General features: G+C 62.5%; 28 protein-coding genes. 10 read left to right on the forward strand and 18 right to left on the reverse strand.

From position 1 onward, the window contains the following. Window positions 1-45: 45 nt before the first annotated feature. From ACMV_RS20880 to ACMV_RS13160, 5 genes are all read right to left on the reverse strand, one after another. Entirely contained in the window at window positions 46-198 is a 153-nt protein-coding gene (locus ACMV_RS20880; protein WP_154653545.1) for a hypothetical protein, read from the reverse strand. Then, window positions 195-734, reverse strand: coding sequence for a S26 family signal peptidase (locus tag ACMV_RS13145; protein ID WP_013640747.1), 540 nt, complete (start codon window positions 732-734; stop codon window positions 195-197). Before ACMV_RS13145 ends, ACMV_RS20880 begins: the two co-directional genes overlap by 4 nt. Further along, a complete protein-coding gene (locus ACMV_RS13150) occupies window positions 731-1,207 on the reverse strand; it encodes a DUF2840 domain-containing protein (protein ID WP_013640748.1) in 477 nt (158 codons plus the stop codon). The genes ACMV_RS13145 and ACMV_RS13150 overlap by 4 nt, the downstream gene beginning before the upstream one ends. Window positions 1,208-1,589: 382 nt before the next feature. After that, on the reverse strand, window positions 1,590-2,435 hold the full coding sequence (locus ACMV_RS13155) for a replication initiator protein A (protein WP_013640749.1): 846 nt from the start codon (window positions 2,433-2,435) through the stop codon (window positions 1,590-1,592). Next, entirely contained in the window at window positions 2,435-2,713 is a 279-nt protein-coding gene (locus ACMV_RS13160) for a helix-turn-helix transcriptional regulator (protein ID WP_148360969.1), read from the reverse strand. Before ACMV_RS13160 ends, ACMV_RS13155 begins: the two co-directional genes overlap by 1 nt. 178 nt (window positions 2,714-2,891) lie before the next feature. Between ACMV_RS13160 and ACMV_RS13165 the strand changes: the two genes are divergently transcribed. Further along, on the forward strand, window positions 2,892-3,512 hold the full coding sequence (locus ACMV_RS13165) for a plasmid pRiA4b ORF-3 family protein (RefSeq protein WP_013640751.1): 621 nt from the start codon (window positions 2,892-2,894) through the stop codon (window positions 3,510-3,512). A gap of 139 nt (window positions 3,513-3,651) precedes the next feature. On the opposite strand, the gene ACMV_RS13170 is transcribed toward ACMV_RS13165, so the two are convergent. Further along, window positions 3,652-4,668, reverse strand: a complete 1,017-nt coding sequence (locus ACMV_RS13170; protein ID WP_007421341.1) for an IS1595-like element ISAcr1 family transposase — start codon at window positions 4,666-4,668, stop codon at window positions 3,652-3,654. Between the two features lie 137 nt (window positions 4,669-4,805). Here ACMV_RS13170 and ACMV_RS13175 point away from each other — a divergent pair, with 137 nt between their 5' ends. Both ACMV_RS13175 and ACMV_RS13180 read left to right on the forward strand, forming a co-directional pair. Continuing rightward, window positions 4,806-5,810 (forward strand): acetamidase/formamidase family protein, encoded by a 1,005-nt coding sequence (locus ACMV_RS13175; RefSeq protein ID WP_013640752.1) that lies wholly within the window; start codon window positions 4,806-4,808, stop codon window positions 5,808-5,810. A 1-nt stretch (window position 5,811) separates the two neighbouring features. After that, window positions 5,812-6,573, forward strand: coding sequence for an SDR family NAD(P)-dependent oxidoreductase (locus ACMV_RS13180; RefSeq protein WP_013640753.1), 762 nt, complete (start codon window positions 5,812-5,814; stop codon window positions 6,571-6,573). A gap of 76 nt (window positions 6,574-6,649) precedes the next feature. On the opposite strand, the gene ACMV_RS19985 is transcribed toward ACMV_RS13180, so the two are convergent. From ACMV_RS19985 to ACMV_RS13205, 7 genes are all read right to left on the reverse strand, one after another. Further along, window positions 6,650-7,216, reverse strand: coding sequence for a DNA -binding domain-containing protein (locus ACMV_RS19985; protein ID WP_013640754.1), 567 nt, complete (start codon window positions 7,214-7,216; stop codon window positions 6,650-6,652). A gap of 7 nt (window positions 7,217-7,223) precedes the next feature. Then, window positions 7,224-7,445 carry a transcriptional regulator domain-containing protein gene (locus ACMV_RS21990; RefSeq protein WP_373856283.1) on the reverse strand — a complete coding sequence of 74 codons (222 nt, stop codon included), beginning with the start codon at window positions 7,443-7,445 and terminating at the stop codon, window positions 7,224-7,226. Window positions 7,446-7,597: 152 nt separating this feature from the next. Continuing rightward, complete coding sequence (locus ACMV_RS19990) at window positions 7,598-7,885, reverse strand: DUF2285 domain-containing protein (protein ID WP_013640755.1); 288 nt, start codon at window positions 7,883-7,885, stop codon at window positions 7,598-7,600. 20 nt (window positions 7,886-7,905) lie between these two features. Continuing rightward, a complete protein-coding gene (locus tag ACMV_RS19995) occupies window positions 7,906-8,097 on the reverse strand; it encodes a helix-turn-helix transcriptional regulator (RefSeq protein WP_231844419.1) in 192 nt (63 codons plus the stop codon). Window positions 8,098-8,310: 213 nt separating this feature from the next. After that, window positions 8,311-8,613 (reverse strand): DUF736 domain-containing protein, encoded by a 303-nt coding sequence (locus tag ACMV_RS13195; RefSeq protein ID WP_013640757.1) that lies wholly within the window; start codon window positions 8,611-8,613, stop codon window positions 8,311-8,313. Between the two features lie 696 nt (window positions 8,614-9,309). Continuing rightward, window positions 9,310-11,895 carry an arsenate reductase (azurin) large subunit gene (locus ACMV_RS13200; RefSeq protein WP_013640758.1) on the reverse strand — a complete coding sequence of 862 codons (2,586 nt, stop codon included), beginning with the start codon at window positions 11,893-11,895 and terminating at the stop codon, window positions 9,310-9,312. Window positions 11,896-11,928: 33 nt separating this feature from the next. Next, window positions 11,929-12,417, reverse strand: coding sequence for an arsenate reductase (azurin) small subunit (locus ACMV_RS13205; RefSeq protein ID WP_013640759.1), 489 nt, complete (start codon window positions 12,415-12,417; stop codon window positions 11,929-11,931). Window positions 12,418-12,555: 138 nt separating this feature from the next. Between ACMV_RS13205 and ACMV_RS13210 the strand changes: the two genes are divergently transcribed. Genes ACMV_RS13210 through arsH form a run of 5 tightly spaced genes read left to right on the forward strand, consistent with a single transcriptional unit; the run spans window position 12,556 to window position 15,933 of the window. Continuing rightward, on the forward strand, window positions 12,556-12,954 hold the full coding sequence (locus ACMV_RS13210; RefSeq protein ID WP_231844421.1) for an ArsR/SmtB family transcription factor: 399 nt from the start codon (window positions 12,556-12,558) through the stop codon (window positions 12,952-12,954). Next, on the forward strand, window positions 12,951-13,475 hold the full coding sequence (locus tag ACMV_RS13215; RefSeq protein WP_013640761.1) for an arsenate reductase ArsC: 525 nt from the start codon (window positions 12,951-12,953) through the stop codon (window positions 13,473-13,475). The genes ACMV_RS13210 and ACMV_RS13215 overlap by 4 nt, the downstream gene beginning before the upstream one ends. Continuing rightward, window positions 13,472-13,894 (forward strand): arsenate reductase (glutaredoxin), encoded by a 423-nt coding sequence (gene arsC, locus ACMV_RS13220; RefSeq protein WP_013640762.1) that lies wholly within the window; start codon window positions 13,472-13,474, stop codon window positions 13,892-13,894. The genes ACMV_RS13215 and arsC overlap by 4 nt, the downstream gene beginning before the upstream one ends. A gap of 22 nt (window positions 13,895-13,916) precedes the next feature. Beyond that, the gene (locus ACMV_RS13225; protein WP_013640763.1) at window positions 13,917-15,239 is read left to right on the forward strand and encodes an arsenic transporter; all 1,323 of its coding nucleotides are present in this window, start codon (window positions 13,917-13,919) and stop codon (window positions 15,237-15,239) included. Further along, the gene (gene arsH / locus ACMV_RS13230) at window positions 15,232-15,933 is read left to right on the forward strand and encodes an arsenical resistance protein ArsH (RefSeq protein WP_013640764.1); all 702 of its coding nucleotides are present in this window, start codon (window positions 15,232-15,234) and stop codon (window positions 15,931-15,933) included. Before ACMV_RS13225 ends, arsH begins: the two co-directional genes overlap by 8 nt. 117 nt (window positions 15,934-16,050) lie before the next feature. On the opposite strand, the gene ACMV_RS13235 is transcribed toward arsH, so the two are convergent. The 4 genes from ACMV_RS13235 to ACMV_RS13250 form a co-directional block, all read right to left on the reverse strand. Next, complete coding sequence (locus ACMV_RS13235; protein WP_231844422.1) at window positions 16,051-17,031, reverse strand: DUF2493 domain-containing protein; 981 nt, start codon at window positions 17,029-17,031, stop codon at window positions 16,051-16,053. Window positions 17,032-17,337: 306 nt separating this feature from the next. Continuing rightward, window positions 17,338-18,399, reverse strand: coding sequence for a DUF7146 domain-containing protein (locus ACMV_RS13240; RefSeq protein ID WP_013640766.1), 1,062 nt, complete (start codon window positions 18,397-18,399; stop codon window positions 17,338-17,340). Window positions 18,400-18,472: 73 nt separating this feature from the next. After that, window positions 18,473-20,662, reverse strand: a complete 2,190-nt coding sequence (locus ACMV_RS13245) for a ParB/RepB/Spo0J family partition protein (RefSeq protein ID WP_013640767.1) — start codon at window positions 20,660-20,662, stop codon at window positions 18,473-18,475. A gap of 93 nt (window positions 20,663-20,755) precedes the next feature. Further along, on the reverse strand, window positions 20,756-21,163 hold the full coding sequence (locus ACMV_RS13250) for a hypothetical protein (RefSeq protein WP_013640768.1): 408 nt from the start codon (window positions 21,161-21,163) through the stop codon (window positions 20,756-20,758). 259 nt (window positions 21,164-21,422) lie between these two features. On the opposite strand from ACMV_RS13250, the gene ACMV_RS13255 reads away from it, so the two are divergent. Both ACMV_RS13255 and ACMV_RS13260 read left to right on the forward strand, forming a co-directional pair. Next, window positions 21,423-21,689 (forward strand): AbrB/MazE/SpoVT family DNA-binding domain-containing protein, encoded by a 267-nt coding sequence (locus ACMV_RS13255; protein WP_081479258.1) that lies wholly within the window; start codon window positions 21,423-21,425, stop codon window positions 21,687-21,689. Continuing rightward, on the forward strand, window positions 21,686-22,099 hold the full coding sequence (locus ACMV_RS13260; protein WP_013640769.1) for a type II toxin-antitoxin system VapC family toxin: 414 nt from the start codon (window positions 21,686-21,688) through the stop codon (window positions 22,097-22,099). The genes ACMV_RS13255 and ACMV_RS13260 overlap by 4 nt, the downstream gene beginning before the upstream one ends. A gap of 29 nt (window positions 22,100-22,128) precedes the next feature. On the opposite strand, the gene ACMV_RS13265 is transcribed toward ACMV_RS13260, so the two are convergent. Then, window positions 22,129-22,680 (reverse strand): hypothetical protein, encoded by a 552-nt coding sequence (locus ACMV_RS13265; RefSeq protein WP_013640770.1) that lies wholly within the window; start codon window positions 22,678-22,680, stop codon window positions 22,129-22,131. Between the last annotated feature and the right edge of the window lie 128 nt (window positions 22,681-22,808).

Raw genomic sequence — 22,808 nt, forward strand, 5'->3', positions numbered from 1 at the left:
CCGATGACGCCGCAGGGAAAAGCGCTGCCAGCGTGCTCGCCGCGGTCAAGGGTAAAGCGCGCCCGGGCGCGCCGCCTGAACCGCGCCGCCCTTGACCTTCGCTGTGCGTGCCGGCGATGCGGAAATCAGCCGGGACGGCAGGATGACCGTCCCTTGGCCAAACAACAGGATGGTTGGGAAAGGATGCTTGCCGGTCATGGCAGATGGCTTCCGGGCGTCCAGAGCGGGATCACCCGGCCAATGATGCTGCTGATCGGCGTCGGCCCGAAATAGCGTCCGTCGAGCGATGTCGGCACGTTGGGGATCAGCACGAAGATGGAATCGGAGCGGAGCGGTCCGCAGCCGCTCCAGGCAACAAGTTTGCGCCCACGCCCGTCGCGTTTGAGCGCCTCGGCGACGTGGCGGCCGTCGATCGAGACCTGTCCGCCGCGCTCACAAACGATTTGCCCAGCGATGGCGGCGACGCGCTTGAGCAGCGGCACGCCAAGCGGCAGATAATCGCGCTTCGCGAACAGAATCGCGCTTCGCCGGTCCGGCCAGAACAACACATAGTCACCGACCCGCAAGTGATCGCGGCTCGATCTGGGCAGCACATGCCACAGACCGATCGGTGTGCTGGCTGTGGCATTCCAGACGATCAGCGGTCGCCCGTGCAGCGAGGATGCTGCCATCAAGCTCAGGCCGGTAATGATAACGAACAAGAGTCTGGGCATCGAATTTAAGCGGCGCGTCATGATACGCCCATCCGGCGGCAGCGCTGCCAGGCTCGGTGTTGATCGTCCTGATACGGCCGCGGCGCCGCGTCGCAGGTCGGTCGGTTGTGGGCATGCCGCCAATAATGCGGCGCGATGTCCGCCGGATCGAAGCCGACGGTCTCGATCACCCCGATCGTGGCGAACACATGCTGAACGCGCGACCAACCCGACTGGCGGAGCAAAATCTCGCCGCCGGAATCGACGCCAGAGACGGTCGAGCATGGCTCGGCAGGCGTGCAGGCGCGGAGGATATCGACAAGCGACACAACCGTTCCGAAGTCATTTAGCCACCAGCGGAACGAAGCAAACTCCGCACCGAGGGCGAACCAGTTCAGACGTCGGCGCCGATCAAGAATCTGCTCACGCACATCATGACCAAAGCGCAGCCAGTGCTCAACACAACGACGGATTAACACCAGCATCACGCTGTTCAGAGGTTCGTGCTGGCTCATCGCCGTTGCCTCCCATCGTCCGGTGGAAGGTGGGATCTGAACTCGTCCAACAACGCGGCACAGACGCGGTCAAGGTGGCGCTGCCCTCCCCACAGCCTGCTCCTCAATGCCGCTTGCTTGAAGCGCGCTCGGCGGCGCGATGGTGGAGCTGAGCGGGTCGACCAATCCCGGTCATCTGGGACGATCCGAACGCCGATTTTTGGCCCTCGGCCGCCTACTATAACAAGGTAAGACTCAGTACTAGATTCAGTAAGAAAGTAGGGGCGTGAAAATCGCCGGCAACTGGTTGATTTACTTTGCCGATTTTTTCTGGCGTCCGTTTGATAGGCCGCGCAATTACGTTTGATCGGCCGTGGACCGTCGGGTGATAGGCCGTGGTCGTTCACACTGGGTCCCCCCGGTTTGGGAACAAAAACCCCGGGTTATCCCCAGGCACCAATATGGCACTGTGGATGGGCACGGCATATCGACCGATCCGCACCGCCTCTTTGCCACGGTGCCAGACCGGGTCGAGCCGATACGTCAGCAGCCGCCCGGAGCGCGCCAGTCTGCGCAAGGCTGCGACAAAGTCGCCGTGCCGTGCGGCGCTTCCGGAACGGGCGTGCAACAGGTCGAACGAAACGACCCAGCCTGTGGATTGTTGGGCGGCGTGCTTGCGCGCGAGCAGCCAGAGCCATCGCTGGATGCCTCCCGTCAGACCGAAATAGTCCGGATCGATGGACAAGACTCGGCGCTGTCGCACCGACATGAGCAACCATTCCGGGAGGGTCAGCAGGACGCCCGCCGGCGTCGTTTCCCAGGCTTCGATCCAGCGGAACCGGACTGATGCGTTTTCAGTGGCGCCGAGCGTGGTCTCGACTTGGGTGCCCGCCAGACGGCCGATGGCGGCGGCCAGCCTGACATACTGGCTGCGGCCAGTATCACGCCCCAGGAAGCCCAGAATGCGGCTTGCCTGCGCAATCAGCCGGGTCGAGATGGTCAGCCGCTCATCCTGCGCCTGAACGAGCTGTGCGATGGCCCAGATCAGGATGTCGGCATCCCAGATCGTCGCGATGGCGGTGGCACCCGCCACCGGTGCGACGTGAACGGAATGCTTCTTCCCCTGATAGAGGATCGGTGCTTTCCGTGGCGTCTTGGCGAGGCTGAACCAGGGCCAGTTCATCAGATCGACCGGAATCCGCGGACGGGCGTGTTCGAGGATCGCCGGCAAGGGTTGATCACCGCTCATCAGGTCACAAGCCTGGCCGGACGTCCTGGTCCGCGGGCGACGCGGGTGCCTGGATCAGAGGTCGATTGCCGAGCGCCGGATTCGGCCCAGTCCTGCAGGTCAGCCAATCGATAGACAACCCGGCCGCCGATCTTACGATAGGCCGGCCCGCTGCCGAAGCTGCGGTGTTTCTCCAGCGTTCGGCCGGAAAGTCCGAGAAACCGTGCCGCCTCTGGTGTGCGCAGGTAGCGCGGCGGAAGATTCGGCAGAGCGTCCTGGTGCATGGTGGCGATCTCCATCGGGCGGCCGGCAACCGGCTCGCATCGCCACGCAGGATCGGCGTTCTGGGGCGCATTGCTCAGGGCCGTTTTTGGGGGGAGGCCAAAATCGGCCGGTAGGCCCCGGGTGACTCGGCAGCGTCGGGGATTAAAGCACGCTACATTGACATCCCGGGAGGCGGCGGCTTCACTCCGCGCCATGACGTATCGTCAGCTCAACGCAGCGCAGCTTCGCGTCACGATTACGGATATCGAACCGCCAATCTGGCGGCAGCTGATCGTGCCGCTGACGTGGGATCTCGGGATGCTGCATCTGGTCATCCAGGCGGCGTTCAACTGGTGGAACAGCCATCTGCACGAGTTCCAGATTGGCGGTCTGTCCTACGGCGATCCTGATGTCATCAATGAATTCGGATCGGAGGAACACCGGGCCTTCAGCGAAAACGAGGTCCGTCTTTGCGATTTCCGTCGCGAGCCGGGGTTGATGTTTATCTACAACTATGATTTCGGCGACAATTGGAACCACTTGGTAGAGATCGAGGATTTTCTGGCATTCGACTTGGTTCCACGATTTGCGACCTGCATCGCCGGAGCGCGCGCTCGTCCACCCGAGGATGTTGGTGGGGTGTCGGGTTATGAAAATTTTCTCGCGGTGATGGCCGATCCGACCCATGAGGATCATCGATCCACCAAGACTTGGGCCGGTGGCTATTTCGATCCAGAATGGTTTGATCTCGCGTTGGTCGATAATGATGTAAAGAAAGCGCTCAAACAGAATGTTCGCAGGCGCCTTCACCAGCCAAAACCGAAACGACCATAACCAAGAATAATACGATCGCCCGATCCCAGTTTCCAGAGTATGCCGATCTCCAATCCCGCGGTCAGCCGACGAACGACAGGACTATTGGAGGCGTTGAACACTCAATTCGGGGAATGTCTGTTGCTTGCCTATCCGGTTGTTACCCACACCCACTAAATGTAGGGTGTGTCCATTCCCCGGAATAAAGCTCGTCAAAGGTTGGTGCGGCTGCCCTACCCGCGATTCCGAGCAGCGAGCGGAACGCGTTGAAGGGATAGAGGCGCCGGTTGAACCGAAACGTGAATTCATTGAGGTAGGCTTGTAGATGTTTGGCGCTGACCCCGTGATGGATGCCGTTGATCCAGGTCTTCAGGTTGGTAAAGACCAAGTGGACGATCGGCAGGAATTCTTCTGCCACCTCCGGGTCGCCGCATTCGGCGATTGCATGGTGGTCGAACCCGCGCCTTCCGAGACCGGCATAGCCGCTCCAGTCGTCGGTAACGATCAGCGATCCGGGAGCAACGGCGTTTTCGACGAATCCGCAGAGCGAATTGGCGCTACGGTCGGGGACAACAGCGAGACGAACGCGTCCCGCGTAGCGACCGTCTTTCCGATTGTCGAGCTTGGTTCCCGGTTTCCGGTGGCGCACCTCCACGGCACAGGCGACGAGAACCTTGTGATGGACACCCCGTCCATCGCCTCGGGTTCGTCCTCCAACCCACGTTTCATCCACTTCGACGTGTTCTTGCGGCGTGTCGCCAATCTTGTCGCGCTCGGGGCGCACCATCCCGGCGCGCAGCTTATGAAGGATGCCGAAGGCGGTCTCGTAGCGCGACAGGCCGAGTTGCCGCTGAAATTGGACGGCCGACATTCCGGGCGTCTGGCTGGCGATCAAGTAAGCCGCCCAGAACCAAGTCGACAGCGGCGTGTGACTGCGTTCCATAACGGTCCCAGCCATCAGGCTTACGTCTTTGCGACAGGCCCGGCAGCGCAGAACGCCCGGGCGCGCCTCGAAACGGAACGGCTCGCCAACGACGCCGCACCTTGGGCAGGCGAACCCTCCATTCCAGCGGGCGCTTTCGAGATAGGCGGCACAGGCCGCGTCGTTCGGGAAAATACGCTGGAATTCCGGCAGAGACTGCGGGAACGGCAGGTCTTCACGGGCCAGGACATCCATGCCCAACACTAGATCTAGTAGGTATGGGAGTCAACCGGATAGGCAAGGTCTGTTGAAAGTGAATGCGTTGGCTTGACAGCGGCGCCCATCTGTCAATGAGTTGAGATATCGGGCTTGGATTGGTGGGGAGATTGACGATGGCAGACCGTTGGGTAGCGGGATCGATTGCGGCGGTACGCGGTGTAGGATGGTCGCGCAAGCCACGGTTGCATCATTTGGCCGAGGCTGCACAAGGTAAGTTTCATTACACGATCGGGCCATATTCCGAACCGGTGATGACCGTAGCACCAGGCGACCGTATCCGCATCGAAACCCGCGATGCGTTCGAGGGGGCGATCCGCACCGAGCGGGACAAGCCGAGCAAGCGATTGCGGATGCCGTTCGTCAATCCGCAGAACGGTCCGATCATGATCGAAGGGGCGGAACCGGGCGATGCACTCGCCGTGCATATCGAAAGCATGAAGCCACGCGGCGATAATCCGCGCGGCACCTGCTGCATGATCCCGTATTTCGGCGCGCTGAGCGGTACCGCGTTGACCGCGAGCCTCGCACCGCCGCTGCCCGAAATCACCCGCAAGATCCATGTCGATGAGAAGGAGGTGCGCTGGAGCGCGCGGGTGGTGTTGCCCTACAGCCCGCATATCGGCACGCTCAGCACCTCGCCCGAAATCGATAGTATCAATTCACTGACCCCCGGCCCGCATGGCGGCAATATGGATCTGCCGGATATGGGGCCGGGCAGCATCCCCTATCTGCCGGTTCGCTCGTCTGGGGCACGGTTGTTCATCGGCGATGCGCACGCCTGCCAGGGCGATGGCGAGGTGTGCGGGACGGCGGTTGAATATGCCTCCGAGACCACGATCCGAGTTGATCTGATCAAGGGGTGGGCTTTGGAATGGCCCAGGCTGGAGCGGGAGGATTTCATCATGACGATCGGCAGCGCCCGCCCCCTCGAGGATGCGACGCGGATCGCTTATCGCGACCTGGTGTTATGGATGGGGGCGGAATACGGTTTCGACCGGTGGGACGCCTACATGATGCTGAGCCAGTGCGGCCGGGTGCGGCTCGGCAATTTTGTCGACCCTAATTACACGGTGGGGGCTGGGATTTCGAAGAAATATCTGGCGGCAGAGGAGAAATAATATGGATCTGGGATTGCGCGGCAAGCGGGCACTGGTTACCGGCGGGACGAAGGGAATTGGGCGATCGGTCGCCGAGCATTTCGCGTCCGAGGGTGCGGATATCGCGATCTGCGCGCGCAATACGGCGGAGGTTGCCGAGGCGGTGTCGGCGCTGGCGGCGAAGGGCGGGCGTGCGACCGGCCGCGCGGTGGATGTGGCAGATGGGCCAGCGCTCACCACCTGGGTGCGCGATGTTGCCGCCGAGTTCGGCGGGTTGGATATCGTGGTCTCCAACGTCTCGGCACTCGCGATCGGGCAGGATGAGGCCTCGTGGCGGGCGGAATTCGAGACCGACATGATGGGCGCCGTGCGGGCGGTGGGTGCGGCGATGCCGTTTCTTGAAGTCTCCGATGCCGCCTCGATCGTGGTGATCTCGTCGGTCTCTGGCCGCGAGGTGGATTTTGCTGCCGGGCCCTATGGCGCGTTCAAGGCGGCGCTGATCCATTACGCCAAGGGGTTGTCGTTTCAGTTGGCGGTGAAGGGCATAAGGGTCAACGCGCTCTCGCCGGGCAACACCTATTTTCCGGGCGGCGTGTGGGAAAAGATCGAGCACGGCAATCCGACTTTATATCAGCAGGCGCTGGCGCTCAACCCGACCGGGCGGATGGGCACACCCGAGGAGATGGCGCGCGCCGTGGTGTTTCTTGCCAGCCCGGCAGCGAGTTTCATCACCGGAACCAATCTGGTGGTCGATGGTGCGCTGACCCGGGGCGTACAATTCTGACATTGTTGAAGGGAAATTTACCACCAACGACGCAATCTCGTGACCTTGGCATCGCTCGGTGTTTTTGGCGGGGATGTCAGATTGGGCGCGGCGGTTTCAGCAGCCTGAACGCGGCGCCATCGCGCCAGCGCCGAGCGGTCGCAACCAGGGTGCGAACCCGGCTGCGGGCGCCGCTGTCTTCCCAGGCGGACGGCGGCTCGCCGAGCACAGCCCGGTGGATGTCCCGCTCACTGACCCCCGATGCGGCAAGGTCGAGCGCCCAAGCCATGTAGGCGATCTTCAGCCCGCGCGGATGCCGTTTCGGGCATGGAATGCCGGGGCGAGCTGAGGCGCGCGGCCGCGACGCAAATTGCCAGAATGACCGCGCCGCTTCCAGGCGTTCTGCATGCCAAGCATCCCAGTAGATGATCGGCGTTAGTGGCGCGCTCGGTGGCGGTGGGTCGAGAGACTGGAAAATCAGATGATGTCGAATTCCGACATTCGGAGCGACAATCAGATGATAGCCATCCGGTGTCGCCCGACTAATGTGACGCGCACCCCAACGGTCCGGCTCGAACCGGACCAGGGTTCGGTTGGTCGCTTCATCGTCACCAACGGTGACATAAACAATGCGGGCAGTAGCCTCTGCACGCCAGAACAGCATTGCACGGTCACCAATGGTGTCTGGATTTTCGAGGAAATCGCAACCTCCATCGTTTGCAGAGCGACGGTGATGCTTCCGGTTGCGGATGGTGTTCGAACGTTACTGCTGCGACGTAATCGTCTCGATACGCTGCGCTGCGTCGAACCAACTCCCAGACCAGACCGTCCGGTGACAAGGTCTCGATATAGCCATACCGCGCGGCGAGGCGCTCTCGCGTGAAGGGCCGCATCTCGCTCCTCCGATGCGACAGCACTTCTGCCGCGTCTTCAGAGATGGAATCGGGTTAAGCCAGAGACTTGGCAACTCCGTCGCGGCAGTTTTACCGTTCAACTTTTTGTGTTCGAACAGGCACGTCGCCGCGCGATGCGAAAACATTTGTGGTTAAGCGCCACCCTCGACGTGTTTGGCCTGGAGCAATTGCCGCCAGCCGGAATTCGTCATCCATCTGGCCCGTGCCAGATGGGTCTCGTAAGCGCGGCGTGCGCGCGCTGGCTCCTTGGCCGGATCGATCAGCAGCGCCTCACGGGCGACATCTTCCCAAGGTACATTGTCGTGCTCGGCATCCAACAATATCAGATAATGAATGGCGTGGATTTCATCGTATGGCGTGAGCTGATCAGAGATGGGTGCTTCGTCCGCAATCGGCGCATCGAAACAAGGTCTACGCATGACAAAAAGTCTCCCCGATATCAGCGGGTAGCCGCGTCCGGATCGAGTAAATCCATCGGGCTGACTCCCAATGCAGAAGCCAACTGATCGATCGTGTCCACCGTGGCTGCATGCTCTTCACGCTCAATCATGCCAACATAGTTCCTGTTCAATTTTGCGCGGTGCGCAAGTTCTTCCTGGCTGATGCCTCGTTCAGCGCGCACGCGGCGCATATTACGAGCCAATATCTCCCTGAGTGACATGCTCAGGAAGCGGCCCGACCACGCCGCTGCACGCCACCCAATATATTAGGTATTCGGGACCGGGAACGCCAGTTCGTTGCGTCGGCTTGGTAGCGATTTCCACCGGGAAGGTTTTATGTCACCCAATCTCTGAACACGCGAAACGCCCCGCCCGAGCCGGGCGGGGCGTCGTGGCGGCTGGCCTCAGCGGGACCAGATCAGGCTGTAGCTGCCCTCCGTCTCGGCCTCGACCAGGCTCGCGTAGATCGGCTGCGGGAAGCTCGGGTCGTCGAGTTTGACCGAGAGGTATTCGCGCCCGGTCTCCTTGGCCTTGCGGCTCCAGGCGGCGCCGAGTTCAACATTGCCGGCTGCGAAAACCCTGAAATCGGGGGCCTTGTCGGTGCCGTTTTCGGCAGGAACCAGCCGCGCCTTGGCGTTGATGCTGAGTGTGCGGACAGTGCCGGTGTAGCCGGTCGCGTCCTTGGTGAAGTTGCCGATGATCGCCATGGTAAATCTCCTTCTCTTGGGTTGTCGAGGCCACCCCATGCGGCCTCGATGGCGGTCCTGGAGCCGGGAGGCGATCGACCCGCACCGCTCGCGGCCGTAGCGCAGCGGAGGATGGTGCTGCGAGAGTTTCTTGTCTCGCGAGGAATGCCGCGGCTTGGCTCGGCAGGGGAAGAAAGTCGCAGCAGCGCCGTTGCGGGCAGGCGATTGCCTTTCGGCTAGATCCGCCCATTACGAGGCCGAACGGGTGGCAACGCGCCAAGCCTCAAGGAGATGGTGGCGAATCCGGTCGGCAACAATCAAGGTGCCACGATGGCACGGCACTGCCGGATCATTTTGTGCCATGACAGGCAGACTATTCCACCCGAAAGCGGAGGCAACGCGGTTGGAGGAGGTTTGCGGATCGACAGGATCGATGCTTCGCTTGGCCGCGAGGCCAACTATTCGAGGTGCAAGAGATCGATTGCGTGATCCTGATAGGAGATGCAGGCGGTTACGTGCGCGCGTCGCTATGGCCGAGCAGGGCTTTGCGATCGGAACGGGTTGGTTACGCGCAGCCGGCCATCGATCACGAGCCTGTCCTGGATTCGTCTCGCGAGAGCATATCGCGATCGACGTGGCACAGCGACCCATGAAGACGGAACCCAGCAGGGGGATGTCTACATCGATCGTGGCCGGAAGCAGATGAATATTATTCCCTTACACGAATGTATTGGTCGGCCGGAAGCTCGTTGTCGCGATAACGCTGGCCAGACCACCGGACAATTTGCGTATTCCCACCCGCGTTCCCTTGTACCAGGGGTTTGTACTCATCGGGTCAGTGTAGGGCGAGGTGAGGCTGTTGGACGTGCCGAGCCAATGGTACATCAGCGCGAACACCATCCCTGGCGGCACCGCGTCGGTCTCATAGACGGCGAAGGTCTCGTTACCTTGATCGTTATGGATCATCACGATGTCACCGTTGGTGACGCCAAGCTTTTTCACGTCCGCCGGGTTGATCTGCACGAAAGGCAGCAGGGTCGTTTCGGTTTTCTCCGGCACATGGCGCATATGATAGCTGGTCTGCCAGAGCGGCTGGCTGCGGCCCATGGTGAACCAGAACGGGTATTTGGTTCGGTCCGATTTCAGGTAGCCAGCGACCACCGTGGCCGAGGCGTGGTCATCCCAAGGCCGTGTGCCGTACCAGCTGAACTTTCCGTCCTTCGTCATGAAATAGAATGTCGAATAGAGCCGCTTGGTGCCGACCAACGCGCCGGTGTTCGGGTCAGTGCGGACCGGCGTCTGGATGCCTTTCTGACCGACTTTGCGCAGATAGGCGTAGTCAACGCCTTTGAAGCTCTCGGGATCGAGCGTGCTGGCCCTTGATGCCGGAACCTTGGTGTCCATGCCGGCGTAAAGGTCGTCCTGGATCGATTTGACGACATCGGCGCCGTGTTTCCAATCCATCCCGGCAAACCGCTTGGCGATGTCTGCCTTGCCGTCGGCCTGGTAAAGCGCTTCGAGTTTCTGGCCGACCAGGCCGTGGATTTCCCAGTCCGGCTTGGCATCGCCGGGCGGGTCCATGAAACGGTCATCGAGCCGCATCAGCCGGTCACCGCAATTGAGCGAGATGTTCTCCGCCTCGCCCCATTGCGCCGCCGGTAGGATCAGATGGGCGTCGCGCGCGCTCTCGATCATGTAGATATTCTGCACGGTGATGAACAAACCGTTGGTCTTATCGAGCCCTTCCAGAATGCGTGCGGCGAGATGCTCCATCGAGGCCGGCTCGCCATCGCCCTGCTTCTGCGCGGACAGATAATCGGTCAGCGTCTGTGCCCGCTCGCCGATCCTCTTGCGGAAATAGGCGTTGTTCTGAGCGGCAAGATACGGGTTGCAGCCGGTCAGCCAGAAAATCTTGCCTTTGCCGTCCTGCACGTATTTATCGACATCCGGCGGTGGTTTCGGGCCGGGATAATCCGGCCGCGCGTAGCCTTCCTGATGCCCTCCGACTCGTCCGGTGCCGGTGCCGGGTCGGCCGATATTGAAGCTGAGCGCGCCGAGTTGGGCGATGGCGGCAACGGCGTCGTACTGACGGTAATTCCAGATGACGCCCTTCTCGTACAGGATCAGGCTGCGCCGCCAGTGACCGCCCGGCTTGGGCTGCGCGATCCAGGTTGCAGCTTCCTCGATCTGTGCAGCGGGAACGCCGGTAATCTTCTGCGCGCGTGCCATGAAGTCCTTGTAGGGCATATCAAGTTCGAGGGATTTTTTCTTGTAATCCTCGAACGTGGTCATGTCGGTATGCTGATTGAGAAAATCCTTGTTGTAGTATTTCTTTTCCCACACGGCACGGGCGACGGCGTTCATCAGCATATAGTCGGTGCCGAGATTGGGCCGCAGGTGAAGCACCTTGGCACCGGTCTCACGCGCCGCATTGACCGTCGCGGAAATCCGCGGATCGACGATCACCATGCGCGCGGGTGCCGCCGGCTCGCCACTGGTATAGTGCTTCTTCTTCTCGTCCTTGGTGGCACCTTGCAGGTTCGGCATCATGTGGGCGACGAAGAATACCGTCGCGGTATCGTAAGCGTTTGAGCCCCACAACATGATGGTATCGGCGAGGCGCGCATCCTCGTAACAATAATTCAGCTCATGCACGCCGCGATCGCGGGTGCCCCAGGTTTCCGAGCTGTAGCCAGGCCGGTTATGGATGCCGACATGCTTCATCTGTAGCCCGGTGAACAGCAGCCGGCCAGTGCCGTAGGTGTTCTCCATGCCGCCGCCGCCACCGCCATGGTCGTAGATTTTCGAGCAGAGCGCGTCCGCACCATGTTTGTCGGCGACTCCCTTGATCACGCGCGCCTGCAACTCGATCGCGGCGTCCCACGGGATCGCGTTGAATTCGTTGCCGTTGCGCAGCAACGGGTAATGCAGCCGCGCCTGGGTCGGCCGGCTGTCGGACCAGGTGGTTTTGGCGTTGACCGCGCCGCGGCTCGAATGGTTGCCCATAGGATTGATCGGCGAGTCGTGCGCCGGCACGATCGCGACGTGGTAGGTTCTGCCGTCGCGTTTGCGAATCGTCGAATGCATCGATTCAGTGTAGGAAAATCCGACGAGCGGGGGCTGCGGGCTGGAGAAGTCGACCCCGAACGCGTTATCGCTTGCCTTGAGCCCGCCGGCGAGACCATCCGGCCAGACATAGACCTTGTAGCCGCAGCCGACCGTGCAATACTGGCAGGCGGTATTATAGGCTTCCGCATTGCTGGGCGGCAGCGGAATTGATTCCTCACGGCGATACAAGGCCATTGTCGTATCCCTTGGATTTTTGGAGTTTCTCGTTCAGGCAGCGTCGCTGGTACGGCCCCAGATCAGGCCGGACATCCGCTCGGCGTGGATATCGCCCGCACTGTCGATCCTGAGTTCGATCTGCGGCAGATAATCTGACGCCAATCCCTGATAGGGGACGCCGTTCCGTGCCGGGTCGAACATCGAGAGATGGCACGGGCACACGAACCGGCCGTCCTTGAAAGCCACGGGGCACCCCATATGCGTGCAGATGCCGGAGAAGGCGACGACATCGCCCGATGAACCTGCACCTTCGTAGGCCGGCTCGGAGAGCTTCAACAACCAGGCGGGTGATGCAGCGTCGGGGTAATGAAATGACACCGGCTTGCCGGGGCTGAGCTGATTGATGTTGCCGGCCTTGACTGATGGCCAGTGCTTGCCGTCCGCCATCACCATGCCGGCCTTGGCAAGCATTGGATTGGCAACAGCGCCCGCCACAGCAGATGTCCGTATGAAGCCTCGTCGTGACACTTTCACTGGCATGCCTCCCTTGTTCTTTGATATTACGACTTTTATAGAATCATGATCTACAAACCGTCAAGAAAATTTTATAATTCAAACGGCACGATTGGCTTGACGCAGTTGGGCCGGCGGCTCTAGGTCAGTGACCTTACGATAATTATGGAAATAACGATGCCTTGGACCCCTAAAAAAGATCCTGCCTGGATGGTTGCAGCCCTGTCCGCTCTCGCCCATGAGCACCGGCTGGCGGCGTATCGACTCCTTGTCGAGGCCGGTCCCGCGGGTATTGCGGCGGGAGACATCGCCGAAAAGCTCGGCCTGGTTCCGTCCTCGTTCACCTTCCATGTCCAGGCACTGCGCAATGCCGGACTGATCAGCCAGCGGCGCGCCAGCCGGCACGTCATCTATGCCGCCGACTTTACAGCGATGAACACGCTGGTAGGATTTCTCGTCGAGAACTGCTGCGGTCAGGGGATATCCATCTGCGGCCCGGCCTGCGATCCCGCACGCCCCTCGGCGAAGCAGAAAGCGATACGCGCGAAGGCAGAATCGGCGTGACCAACCAGCCACTCAACGTGCTGTTTCTCTGCACCGGTAATTCCGCCCGCAGCATATTGGCCGAGAAGCTGGTCGAGCGCTGGGGTATGGGCAAATTTCGCGGCTTTTCCGCCGGCAGCCATCCGAAAGGCGAAGTCCATACAGGCGCGCTGGCCATGCTTGAGGAAGCCGGTCTACCGATCGAAGGACTTCGCTCGAAATCCTGGGACGAATTCGCGCAGCCGGGCGCCCCGGTGATGGATTTCGTGTTCACCGTCTGCGATGATGCAGCCGGCGAAACGTGCCCGGTTTGGCCGGGACAACCGATGACGGCGCATTGGGGCGTACCCGATCCAGCTTCCGTGACCGGAACCGATCTCGAACGCATGACGGCATTCCGGACCGCCTTCCGGATGCTGGAAACCCGTATCAAACTCTTCGCCAGCCTGCCCTTCGCCAAACTGGAGCAGGCGTCGCTCCAACGCCGCGTGCAGGAAATCGGCCGGATCGGGCCGAACGAAGGCGAAGGCTCGGCGGCATGAGCGTGATCATCTACCATAATCCCGATTGCGGCACCTCGCGCAACGTGCTCGCTCTGATCCGCAACGCCGGCATCGAACCGATGATCATCGAATATCTGAAAACCCCGCCGTCGCGCGAAACCTTGATCGACCTGATCGGCAGGATGGGTGTGCTGGTGCGCAGCGTGCTGCGGGAAAAAGATACACCCTACGCCCAACTCGGACTTGCCAACCCGGCCTTGCCCGACGCCGCACTGCTCGACGCGATGATGGCGCACCCGATCCTGATCAACCGGCCGATCGTGGTCACGCCGTTGGGCGTAAAACTCTGTCGCCCGTCCGAGACCGTGCTCGACATCCTGCCCGCGCCGCAACGGGCTGGCTTCGCCAAGGAAGACGGTGAAGCCGTGGTCGATTCCGCCGGTCGGCGCATCCGCTAACCCTCCATTTTCGAGGCTCCCCATGCTTGCTCTTGCGGTGTTCGTCGCAACCCTTGTGTTCGTCATCGGGCAGCCGCGCGGGCTCGGCATCGGCTGGAGCGCCATGGCCGGCGCCGTCGTCGATCTCGCCCTGGGGGTGATTCACTGGCGCAATATCCCGACGGTCTGGCATATCGTCTGGAACGCGACCTTCACCTTCGTCGCCCTGATCATCATTTCGCTCCTGCTCGACGAGGCCGGATTTTTCCGCTGGGCCGCCCTGCATGTCGCGCGCTGGGGGCGTGGACGCGGGAGGGTTCTGCTCCCGCTGATCGTGCTGCTCGGCTTTGCCATCGCGGCGTTCTTCGCCAATGACGGCGCCGCACTGCTGCTGACGCCGATCGTGGTGGCGATTCTCACGAGCCTTGAATTTCCGCCTGCCGCTGCACTCGCCTTCATCATCGCGACCGGCTTTGTCGCCGATACCACCAGCCTGCCGCTGGTGATTTCCAATCTGGTCAACATCGTCAGCGCCAATTATTTCAGGATCGGCTTCACCCGGTATGCCGTGGTGATGGTGCCGGTCGATCTGGTTTCGCTGGGCGCGACGCTCGCCGTGATCGGCCTCATGTATCGCCGGGCGGCGAACCGGCGCTATGCCATCGAAGCACTGGAAGCGCCTTCGTCGGCCATCCACGATCCTCTGGTTTTCCGCGCGGCCTGGCCGGTGCTCGCGGTGCTGCTCGCGGCGTATTTCATCACCGCGCCGCTCGGCGTGCCGGTCTCGTTCGTCACCATCGCCGGTGCCGTCGTGCTGCTCACCATCGCCGGACGCTGGTTTGCCGGCGGATCGGGGAGGGTCATCGAAATCCGCCGGGTTCTGCGCGGCGCGCCCTGGCAGATCGTGATTTTCAGCCTGGGTATGTATCTCGTCGTCTATGGGCTGCGCAACGCGGGCCTGACCAATTACATTGCCGATGCACTCCGGGCTTTCGCCGCCCACGGCATCTGGGCGGCGTCGCTCGGCACCGGCATCCTGGCGGCCGTGCTGTCCTCGATCATGAACAATATGCCGAGCGTGTTGGTCGGCGCGCTCGCGATCGGTCAATTGGGGCATCTGTCACCGGGCATCCACGATGCGATGGTCTATGCCAATGTGATCGGCTGCGATCTCGGCCCGAAATTCACCCCGATCGGCAGTCTCGCCACACTGCTCTGGCTGCACGTGCTGAGCCAGAAGGGAACGCGGATCACCTGGGGCCAGTATATGCGGATCGGGCTGGTCATCACACCGCCGGTGCTTCTCGCCACACTCGCGGCCCTTGCGCTCTGGCTACCAGTTGTGGGAGCGGTGGGCCATGGATGACGGCGAATTTCCCGCCTTGCACCGCGATTTGTTGCTCTTACCCGATCCGGAGCGTCTCGAACCCGTCGCCCGCGCAACCCACAAGCCTCGCGTGCTGCTTCTGTATGGATCGCTGCGTGAACGTTCCTATTCGCGTTTCGCGACCGAGGAAGCCGCCCGGCTGCTCGATCTGATGGGCGCCGAAACCCGGATCTACGATCCGCGCGACCTGCCGGTCGCCAACAGCGTACCGGTCGATCATCCGAAGGTGCAGGAACTTCGCGCCTTCTCACTCTGGTCCGAAGCGCAGGTCTGGTGCAGTCCCGAGGTGCACGGCGCGATTACCGGGGTGATGAAAAACCAGATCGACTGGATTCCCCTGGCCGAAGGTGCCGTGCGCCCCACCCAGGGCCGGGTGCTTGCGGTGATGCAGGTTTCTGGCGGATCGCAGAGCTTCAACGCGGTGAACACGCTGCGTTTGCTCGGCCGCTGGATGCGCATGGTGGTGATTCCGAACCAGTCCAGCGTCGCCCGCGCCTATGAACAGTTCGACGAAGCCGGCCGCATGCTGCCTTCGGCCTATTACGACCGGGTGGTCGACGTGATGGAGGAGTTGCTCCGGTTCACGCTTCTGCTGCGCGATCGCAGCGCCTATCTGGTCGATCGTTACAGCGAGCGCAAAGCCGCCGCACCGCACCCGGTCGATCGGCTATAAATTCGAAGGTTCAGCAACTTCGTCCTGCGATGACGGCCAAACTCCTGTCGGCGGCGACCGCAGGACTTGCTTCTCATTGAGAGCGGGCGGCGCTTCACCTATTTCGCAGGCGGAACCTCAGCCGCCTCCGCCGTCTCCGAACCGCCACACTGGAATGCCGAGGACGCGCGCCTTGTCGGCGAGGTTCTCGCAGATGCCGGAGCCGGGGAAGACGATCACCCCGATCGGCATCACCTCCAGCATCCGGTCATTGCGCTTGAATGGTGCGGCCTTGTTATGCCGGGCCCATTCGGGCTTGAAGGCGATCTGAGTGACCTTGCGGTGATCGGCCCAGCAGGCGGCGATGCGTTCTGCGCCCCGCGGGCTGCCGCCGTGCAGCAGGACCATGTCGGCGTGCTTGCGATGCACACGATCGAGAGCGGCCCAGATGCGGTCGTGATCGTTGCAATCGACCCCGCCGGTGAAGGCGATGCGGGGTCCGGCCGGAAGAAGAATTTCGGTCTCGGCGCGGCGTTTGGCTGCGATGAAGTCCCGGCTGTCGATCATCGCGGCGGTCAGGGTGCGGTGGTTGACCATCGATCCGGCGCGCGGGCGCCAGGTTGATCCGGTGTGGCGCTCGAAGAGGTTGGCTGCGGCGTCGCGGAGGAATTCGAAGGCGTTGCGTCGCTCGATTAGAGTCAGCCCCTCGGCGAGCAGGCGTTCCAGCTCGACCGAGCGGATTTCCGAGCCATCCTGGTTTTGCTGGCTACGGCGTTGATGGTCCTCATTGGTGTCGAGGGCGCGTTGCACGCGGTCAGCCGTCCGGTGGAACAGATTGACCTGCGACCAGAGCAGATCGGCGAGGTCGGGTTCGAGACGCGTGTCGGTAAAACTGGTGACCAACGCGTCGAAAATATCGGCAAGTGCGCCTTCGAGTTGGCAGGCTTCGGGCAATGGGCGCGGGTCCGGTTCGTCCTGGAAGGGTCGATGTCCGTAAAGCTGCAATTCGTCGAGAAGCCGGGCGGTCGGCGATGCAGCGTGAGCTGGCTCGTGTTCGTCGTGCTGGGGAAGCGGATTGGTCGCCATGATCGGTGTCCTTGTTCGGGTGGCCGCGCCCATCGCGGCCTTCACGGCGATGCTTTGGCCGGGGGCGGGCCGGGGCTGCACCGCCTTCGACCGAAGCGCAGCGGAGGACGGCGGGCGGCGGCTATTTTGCCTCGCGATGCAAAGCGGCCGATGTGAGATGTTGCGTCTCGTTGGCGCCGATGCCGGGCCGCGGCGGAAAATAGTCGCCGGCCGCCGTTGCAGCTCCGGCCCGGCTCTGGCCCGATCGCCGCTCTCAGAAGGCCGAGGGCACGGCCCACTCCCGGACGCAGGACAGGCGGCACTGGCGACCAGCTCCTGGCACGGCAATGATCAGCCTATTCACGCTGAAGGCCCGGTTCCGGAGTCAACCGATGCAAAGCGCGCGGCATCCTCCGGGGCAAGCTGGGCCCATAGCCGTGCCCGCAGAGCGTCTGCGCCGAACCGGCGCAGGTCGGCGTTAAAGTCGTTGGTCACCGGCCAGAGAATCCGCACCTCGATCCCGGCCGATCTGGCCCGGTCGCGCAGTCGGATCGCCGCATGACGGCCCGCCTTGTCATTGTCGCGCGCGATATAGAGGCGACGAACCGTGAATGGCAGAACCAGGGCGGCAAGATGATTGGCCGATAGGCACGCGACCATCGGCAGTTTGGGCAGAACGCATCGGAGCGACAGCATCGTCTCAATGCCTTCGCCGGCCGCCATGACATCGTTCGCCATACCGAACCGGACGCCGTGACCAAGAAGATGGCCCATCGCGCGTCGTGGGGTTACGACCGGCGCCTTGCCAAAGCCGGTGGGATCGAGCCAGGTGCGGTGCGCGCCGGTGAGCTTGCCGTCGAGATCGGTGACGGCGGCGATCAACGCCGGCCAAATCTCGGCTGGTGCTTCGGCGTGTGGCCGATAGTAGCAGCTTGGGTGGAAGCGAACGGCGTCGATTCCATGGAAAGCCGTGATGCCACGCCGGCGCAGATACGTCTCGGCGATGGTACCGGCAATCGGCTGCGCCATGGCAAACAGCCGGCGTGCCGCGTCGGCTGATCCCCGCGTTGCTCGGGATGACACGTGCCCGAAGGGTCGATCAGCAGGGTTATCGCGCGGCAGGCTCAGGAATGATCGCGCCTCGTCGAGCACGTCGCGGAACCGATCGAGGCCACGGTTCAAGGCGATGAGGTCAAGCAGATCGCCATGCTGAGACGTGGATCCGTCGGTCCAATTGCCGGCGGCACCCTTGCCGCGTTCTGGTCCGGTCAGGCGGACGAACAGGCTGCGGCCCGGCGTGTTGGCGACGTCGCCCACCAGCCAATAGCGACCCTCGCGATGGCGATTGGAAAGATAGTAGCGGCAGACCGTCTCGGCGTTGCGCGCAAGGCGGCGCGCCAGTTCGGATGCTGACATCGACATGGTCCTGGCATTCAAAACGAAAGGGACCCGTCACAATCGACGGGTCCCTCGGTGGCTGGCTAGGCGCTTGGGCTTATTCGGCGGCGATCACGTGGTCGTCCGCCGGGATCATCACGGTGTCGGATCCGATCTCCACCGGATCGACGGACGTTTCCATGTCCCCAACCGACGAAGGTTCAACTGCCATCGTGGTGGTGGCAATCACCTCGGTGGTTTCGGTAATCTGCTCCACGATCATAGCAGGCATTTGCCAGCCGGGCGCGCGCAGCGGCTCCGGCAACCAGCCCGTTCCGGCCAGAAGCTCTTCCGCCCGAACCGCCATCTCGCCCTTCTTCAGGTGGTCGATCGACTGTGCGAGGGCATCGCCCCTCACCTCCCGCACCGCTTCCAGGATACGCGCCTTGGTCACTCGGCCAAGGAAGTTATCGACGGTGGGTTCCCAGCCTCCGGTCGCGACCATGTCGAGTGACACCGCGTCCGCCAGCCGGTCGGCGTGTGCGATCGCCTTGGGCCGGCGGCTCCAGGCCTCATTTACCGCATTGACGGTCAGTGACACGCAATGGGCGAACAGCGCCTCGCGGCTGTCGGTATCGAAAGCCAGCAGCGCGTCCCACAACGTGCCGGCGTCCTCCGGCAGTTGCTCGGCCCAGCTGCGGTGCCGCGCATCGACCCGAGCCGCTAAGGGCGTGTCGGTCAGCCCTGGCGCATGATTGCCGAACATCACGCTCTTCGGCTCGATCTCCAGGCAGGAATCAGAACCGTAGCGATAGAAAAGCTTGAGGCAGAGGACGTGTAGCAAAGCAAGGAAGGCTGTTGCCGGATCGGCGCCGAGCACGTCACGCAGCGCGAGCGTGCGATAGGCGGTGAGTTCGGTCAGCAATCTGTCCGGGATGGGACGAATACCCTCGTCTTCCTCCGGCGCTTCGAGTTGTGATGTGGCACCGTCACCCCTTGGCGCCGCATGCGCCGCATCGGAATGCGGTCCATGTTGAGAGCCCGCCCCTTCATCGTCGTCGGCCTCTTGCCGGGTGTCGCCAGATGAGAAGCTGTCGCCGTCAGGATCGGACAGCTCCGGCTCGGCGACCGGCGGCTCGTCCTCAGCACGAACATAACCGCGCTCGACACGCAACCGCCCGGACCCGTCGATGCTGACAAAGGCACCGGCACGCGCGATATCGGCTGCATCGTAGATCACCGGGCGTGCCTCGATCGCGATCAGCGCGGTCTCGATTTCGTTCAAGCGCCGCTCGACCGCTTCCGGCAATTCGTCTTGATTCGCATGGGCTTCCTCGAGCTGTTCGGCTTCGGCCCGCAATGCCTCGATCTTTGCACCTTCTGCCTCGGTCAGGGGCGGCTGCTCACCAGCAATCAGCCGCAGCCCGTAGGTATGGCCATACGGGAAGTCGATCGCGACCTCGACCCACTTCCAGCCCTCAGCACGGATCACGGTCGCATCGTGCTCCAACGTCTCGCAGGCCACGCGCTGCAGCAACCCGGCATCCTGCAACCAGCCGCCTTCGTCCGGCTGGAACAGATCCCGCATGACCGCACCCCCCGCGGCAGCGTAGGCGGCACCGGCATATTGCGCCCGCTTATCGGAACTGCGCACCGCACCCTCTGTCAGCAGCCGGCGGATCTGATACGGCTCCTTGTTATAGGAGCGCTGGATCGCCTCCCAGACCTGCTCCTGGCGTTCGTGATCGGGGCTGACGGTGAAGGCCATCAACTGGTCGAGCGTCATGCCGTCCTCCGCATAGACATCGAGCAGTTTGGGCGAGACGGCGGCAAGCCGCAGCCGCTGCTTCACCACTGTGACCGCGACGAAAAACGCCGCCGCGATCTCCTCCTCGCTCAGCCCCTTCTCCCGCAGGGTGAGGAAGGCGCGGAACTGATCGAGCGGGTGCAGCGGCGCGCGCTGGACGTTCTCGGCGAGGCTGTCCTCCTCGGCCGTGCCCTCGGTACGCACCACGCACGGAATGGGCGCGGTACGGCCAAGCCGCTTCTGCTTGACCAGCAATTCCAGCGCCCGAAAGCGACGCCCGCCGGCCGGGATCTCGAACATGCCGGTCTCCGCGCCATCGGCGTCGAGCACCGGCCGCACGGTCAGGCTCTGCAGCAGGCTGCGCCGGGCGATATCCAGAGCCAGCTCCTCGATCGATACGCCTGCTTTGATCCGCCGGACATTGGCCTGGCTGAGCACCAGCTGGTTGAAGGGGATGTCGCGCGACGCGCTGAGGGTGATCTTCTGAACGGTTTTAGCCATGTCGATAACTCCGCGACGGGCGGCTGGAAGCCACTCTCCCAACCTATCGCACCGTCACGAATCTTCGGTCCGCCCTCTCCCTCGATGACGGCCTCAAACCCCGCGATCACCACCGTGATCCTCCGCCGGTCCATCCGGGAGATTGAACACTTCGGCACCGGCGGCACGATAGGCGGCGGCAATCACGCCCAACGGCGCGTAGCTGAACGCACCGTGCGGCGGCGGATCGGGCGGTATGCCGACAGCAATCATCGGTCCATGCAGCGCCAGCCGTACCACGGCGGCGAAATCGAGCCTGCGGCTATCGATCACAGTTAACCCCGCTTCGATACAGGCGGCCTTGATCGGCTCGGCATCATAGCCGGAGAGCCGGGCGCCATCGTCGTACCAGAGGATAAACCCACCCCGGCCGATCGAAAGATGACCACCCTCGGTCGCCAGTGCCCGGGCGATCAGGTCGTCGTAGCGGTGATCGTCAGAATTGTTTGATCCGGCTTGCATGATCTGTCTCCATGACGGAGCCACCGGGAGCCACTCTCCCTGATCTGTCGACCCGTCACGGAACGCCGACCGCACTCTGGCTCTCCCGACGGCGGGTGGTGGGAGAGCCGGTCGGGCGAACCCGGCTGACCGCGGTCTTGATCGCACCGGCCTCCCCCGACGTCCTCCCGTCCTGTCACATTGTGGCCGAGATCAAACCAATCCGGGCGTTGCGTCCGGGCCAGGGATATGACAGACTATCCCACGAGGAGAATCGACAATGTCGCACACAGTTGTTGGAAAATGGGGAAAGAACCTTGCCATTCGCGTCCCCATGGACGTCGCGCGTATGGCGGGCCTGACCGACGGCGAAAAGGTGGAGATTGAAACGCTGGACGGCGACATCGTCGTCCACCGGCGGGCGGCGCATGCTCAGGCGCGCCAGGACGCGGAGAGCGCGGCTGAGGAAATCATCGCCGAGAGCCGCCGCCATTCCCTCGGTGGCGTTTCCATTCGGGACTTGCTGGACGATGGACGGCGTGGATGAGTCTTGTGCTCGACGCGTCCATGACCATCGCCTGGCTGTTCGACGATGAGCGGACCCAAGCTGCTCATGCGGTGATGCGCCGTGTGGTCGCCGAGGGCGCGATCGTGCCTTCGCTGTGGCGGCTCGAGGTTGCCAATGTGTTGCGCAATGCGGTCAGGCGCGGCCGTTGCGACGAAGCCTATGCCGGCCGGTCGCTGACGCGGCTTGGACGCCTCGCAATCAAGAGCGACGAGGAAACCGACAGCCATGCCTGGGGTGCGACGCGAACCCTGTCGCGGGAGGAAAATCTGACGCTTTACGACGCCGCCTATCTCGAACTGGCCGTCCGCAAAAGCGCGCCGCTGGCGTCCTGCGATGCCGCACTGCTGGCGGCGGCGGCACGCCGGAAGGTCAACGTGCTCACCGCCTGATGCTTGCGGCGTCCGCGTTCGGCTATCGTCTACGAACCGGCCGAATGTTCGCCGTTGTTGACGGAAAGGTTGTGCGTTTCATCCGCAGTGCCGGTCTCGATCTCGGCAAGGCAATCTTCGAGGAAGTCGTTCGTCGATTGACCTTTGATGCCATCGGCGGTGATAAATATCGCCATGCCGCCCCATCCGTCCGGCCGCATCCGGCTACAGGTGAAGGCCGAGACCGCCGTGATATAACGAAGCGTGAGCGAGCGCTTCACGATGCTTTTGAACAGAAACTTCCACGATGTCATGCTGAGATCCAGCTCGATCTCGTCCTCGTCCGTGGATGCTTCTGAAAGTTGCTCCGCGATGTAGGCATTTGCGTCGCTGTCGGCCGCTTTGGACGCGGCCAGAGCGGTTTTGAGTTCAGAACGGTTTATCCAGATCATGTCGGCCGGACATTCATCGGCATAGAAATACAATCCGTCGCCATCGGGTTCGGCACTGAAGATATGGGAGAGCAGAAGACGTTCCAGCGGCGTCATGTCCACGTCCGGAATCGTCGGCTGAATGACGGTAGGCGTGTGATAGTTGGCCATGTTCTTATCTCCAGAAATGCAAAAAGTCCAGTACGGGCCAGGCTTTTTGAATGGGGTTGGATGGGAAATGGAAACGGGTGCGGGACGGCCGAAGCTGCCCCGCGAGGCGAGGATCATTCCGCCACAGT

The organism is Acidiphilium multivorum AIU301 (genome assembly GCF_000202835.1).
GTDB lineage: Bacteria > Pseudomonadota > Alphaproteobacteria > Acetobacterales > Acetobacteraceae > Acidiphilium > Acidiphilium multivorum.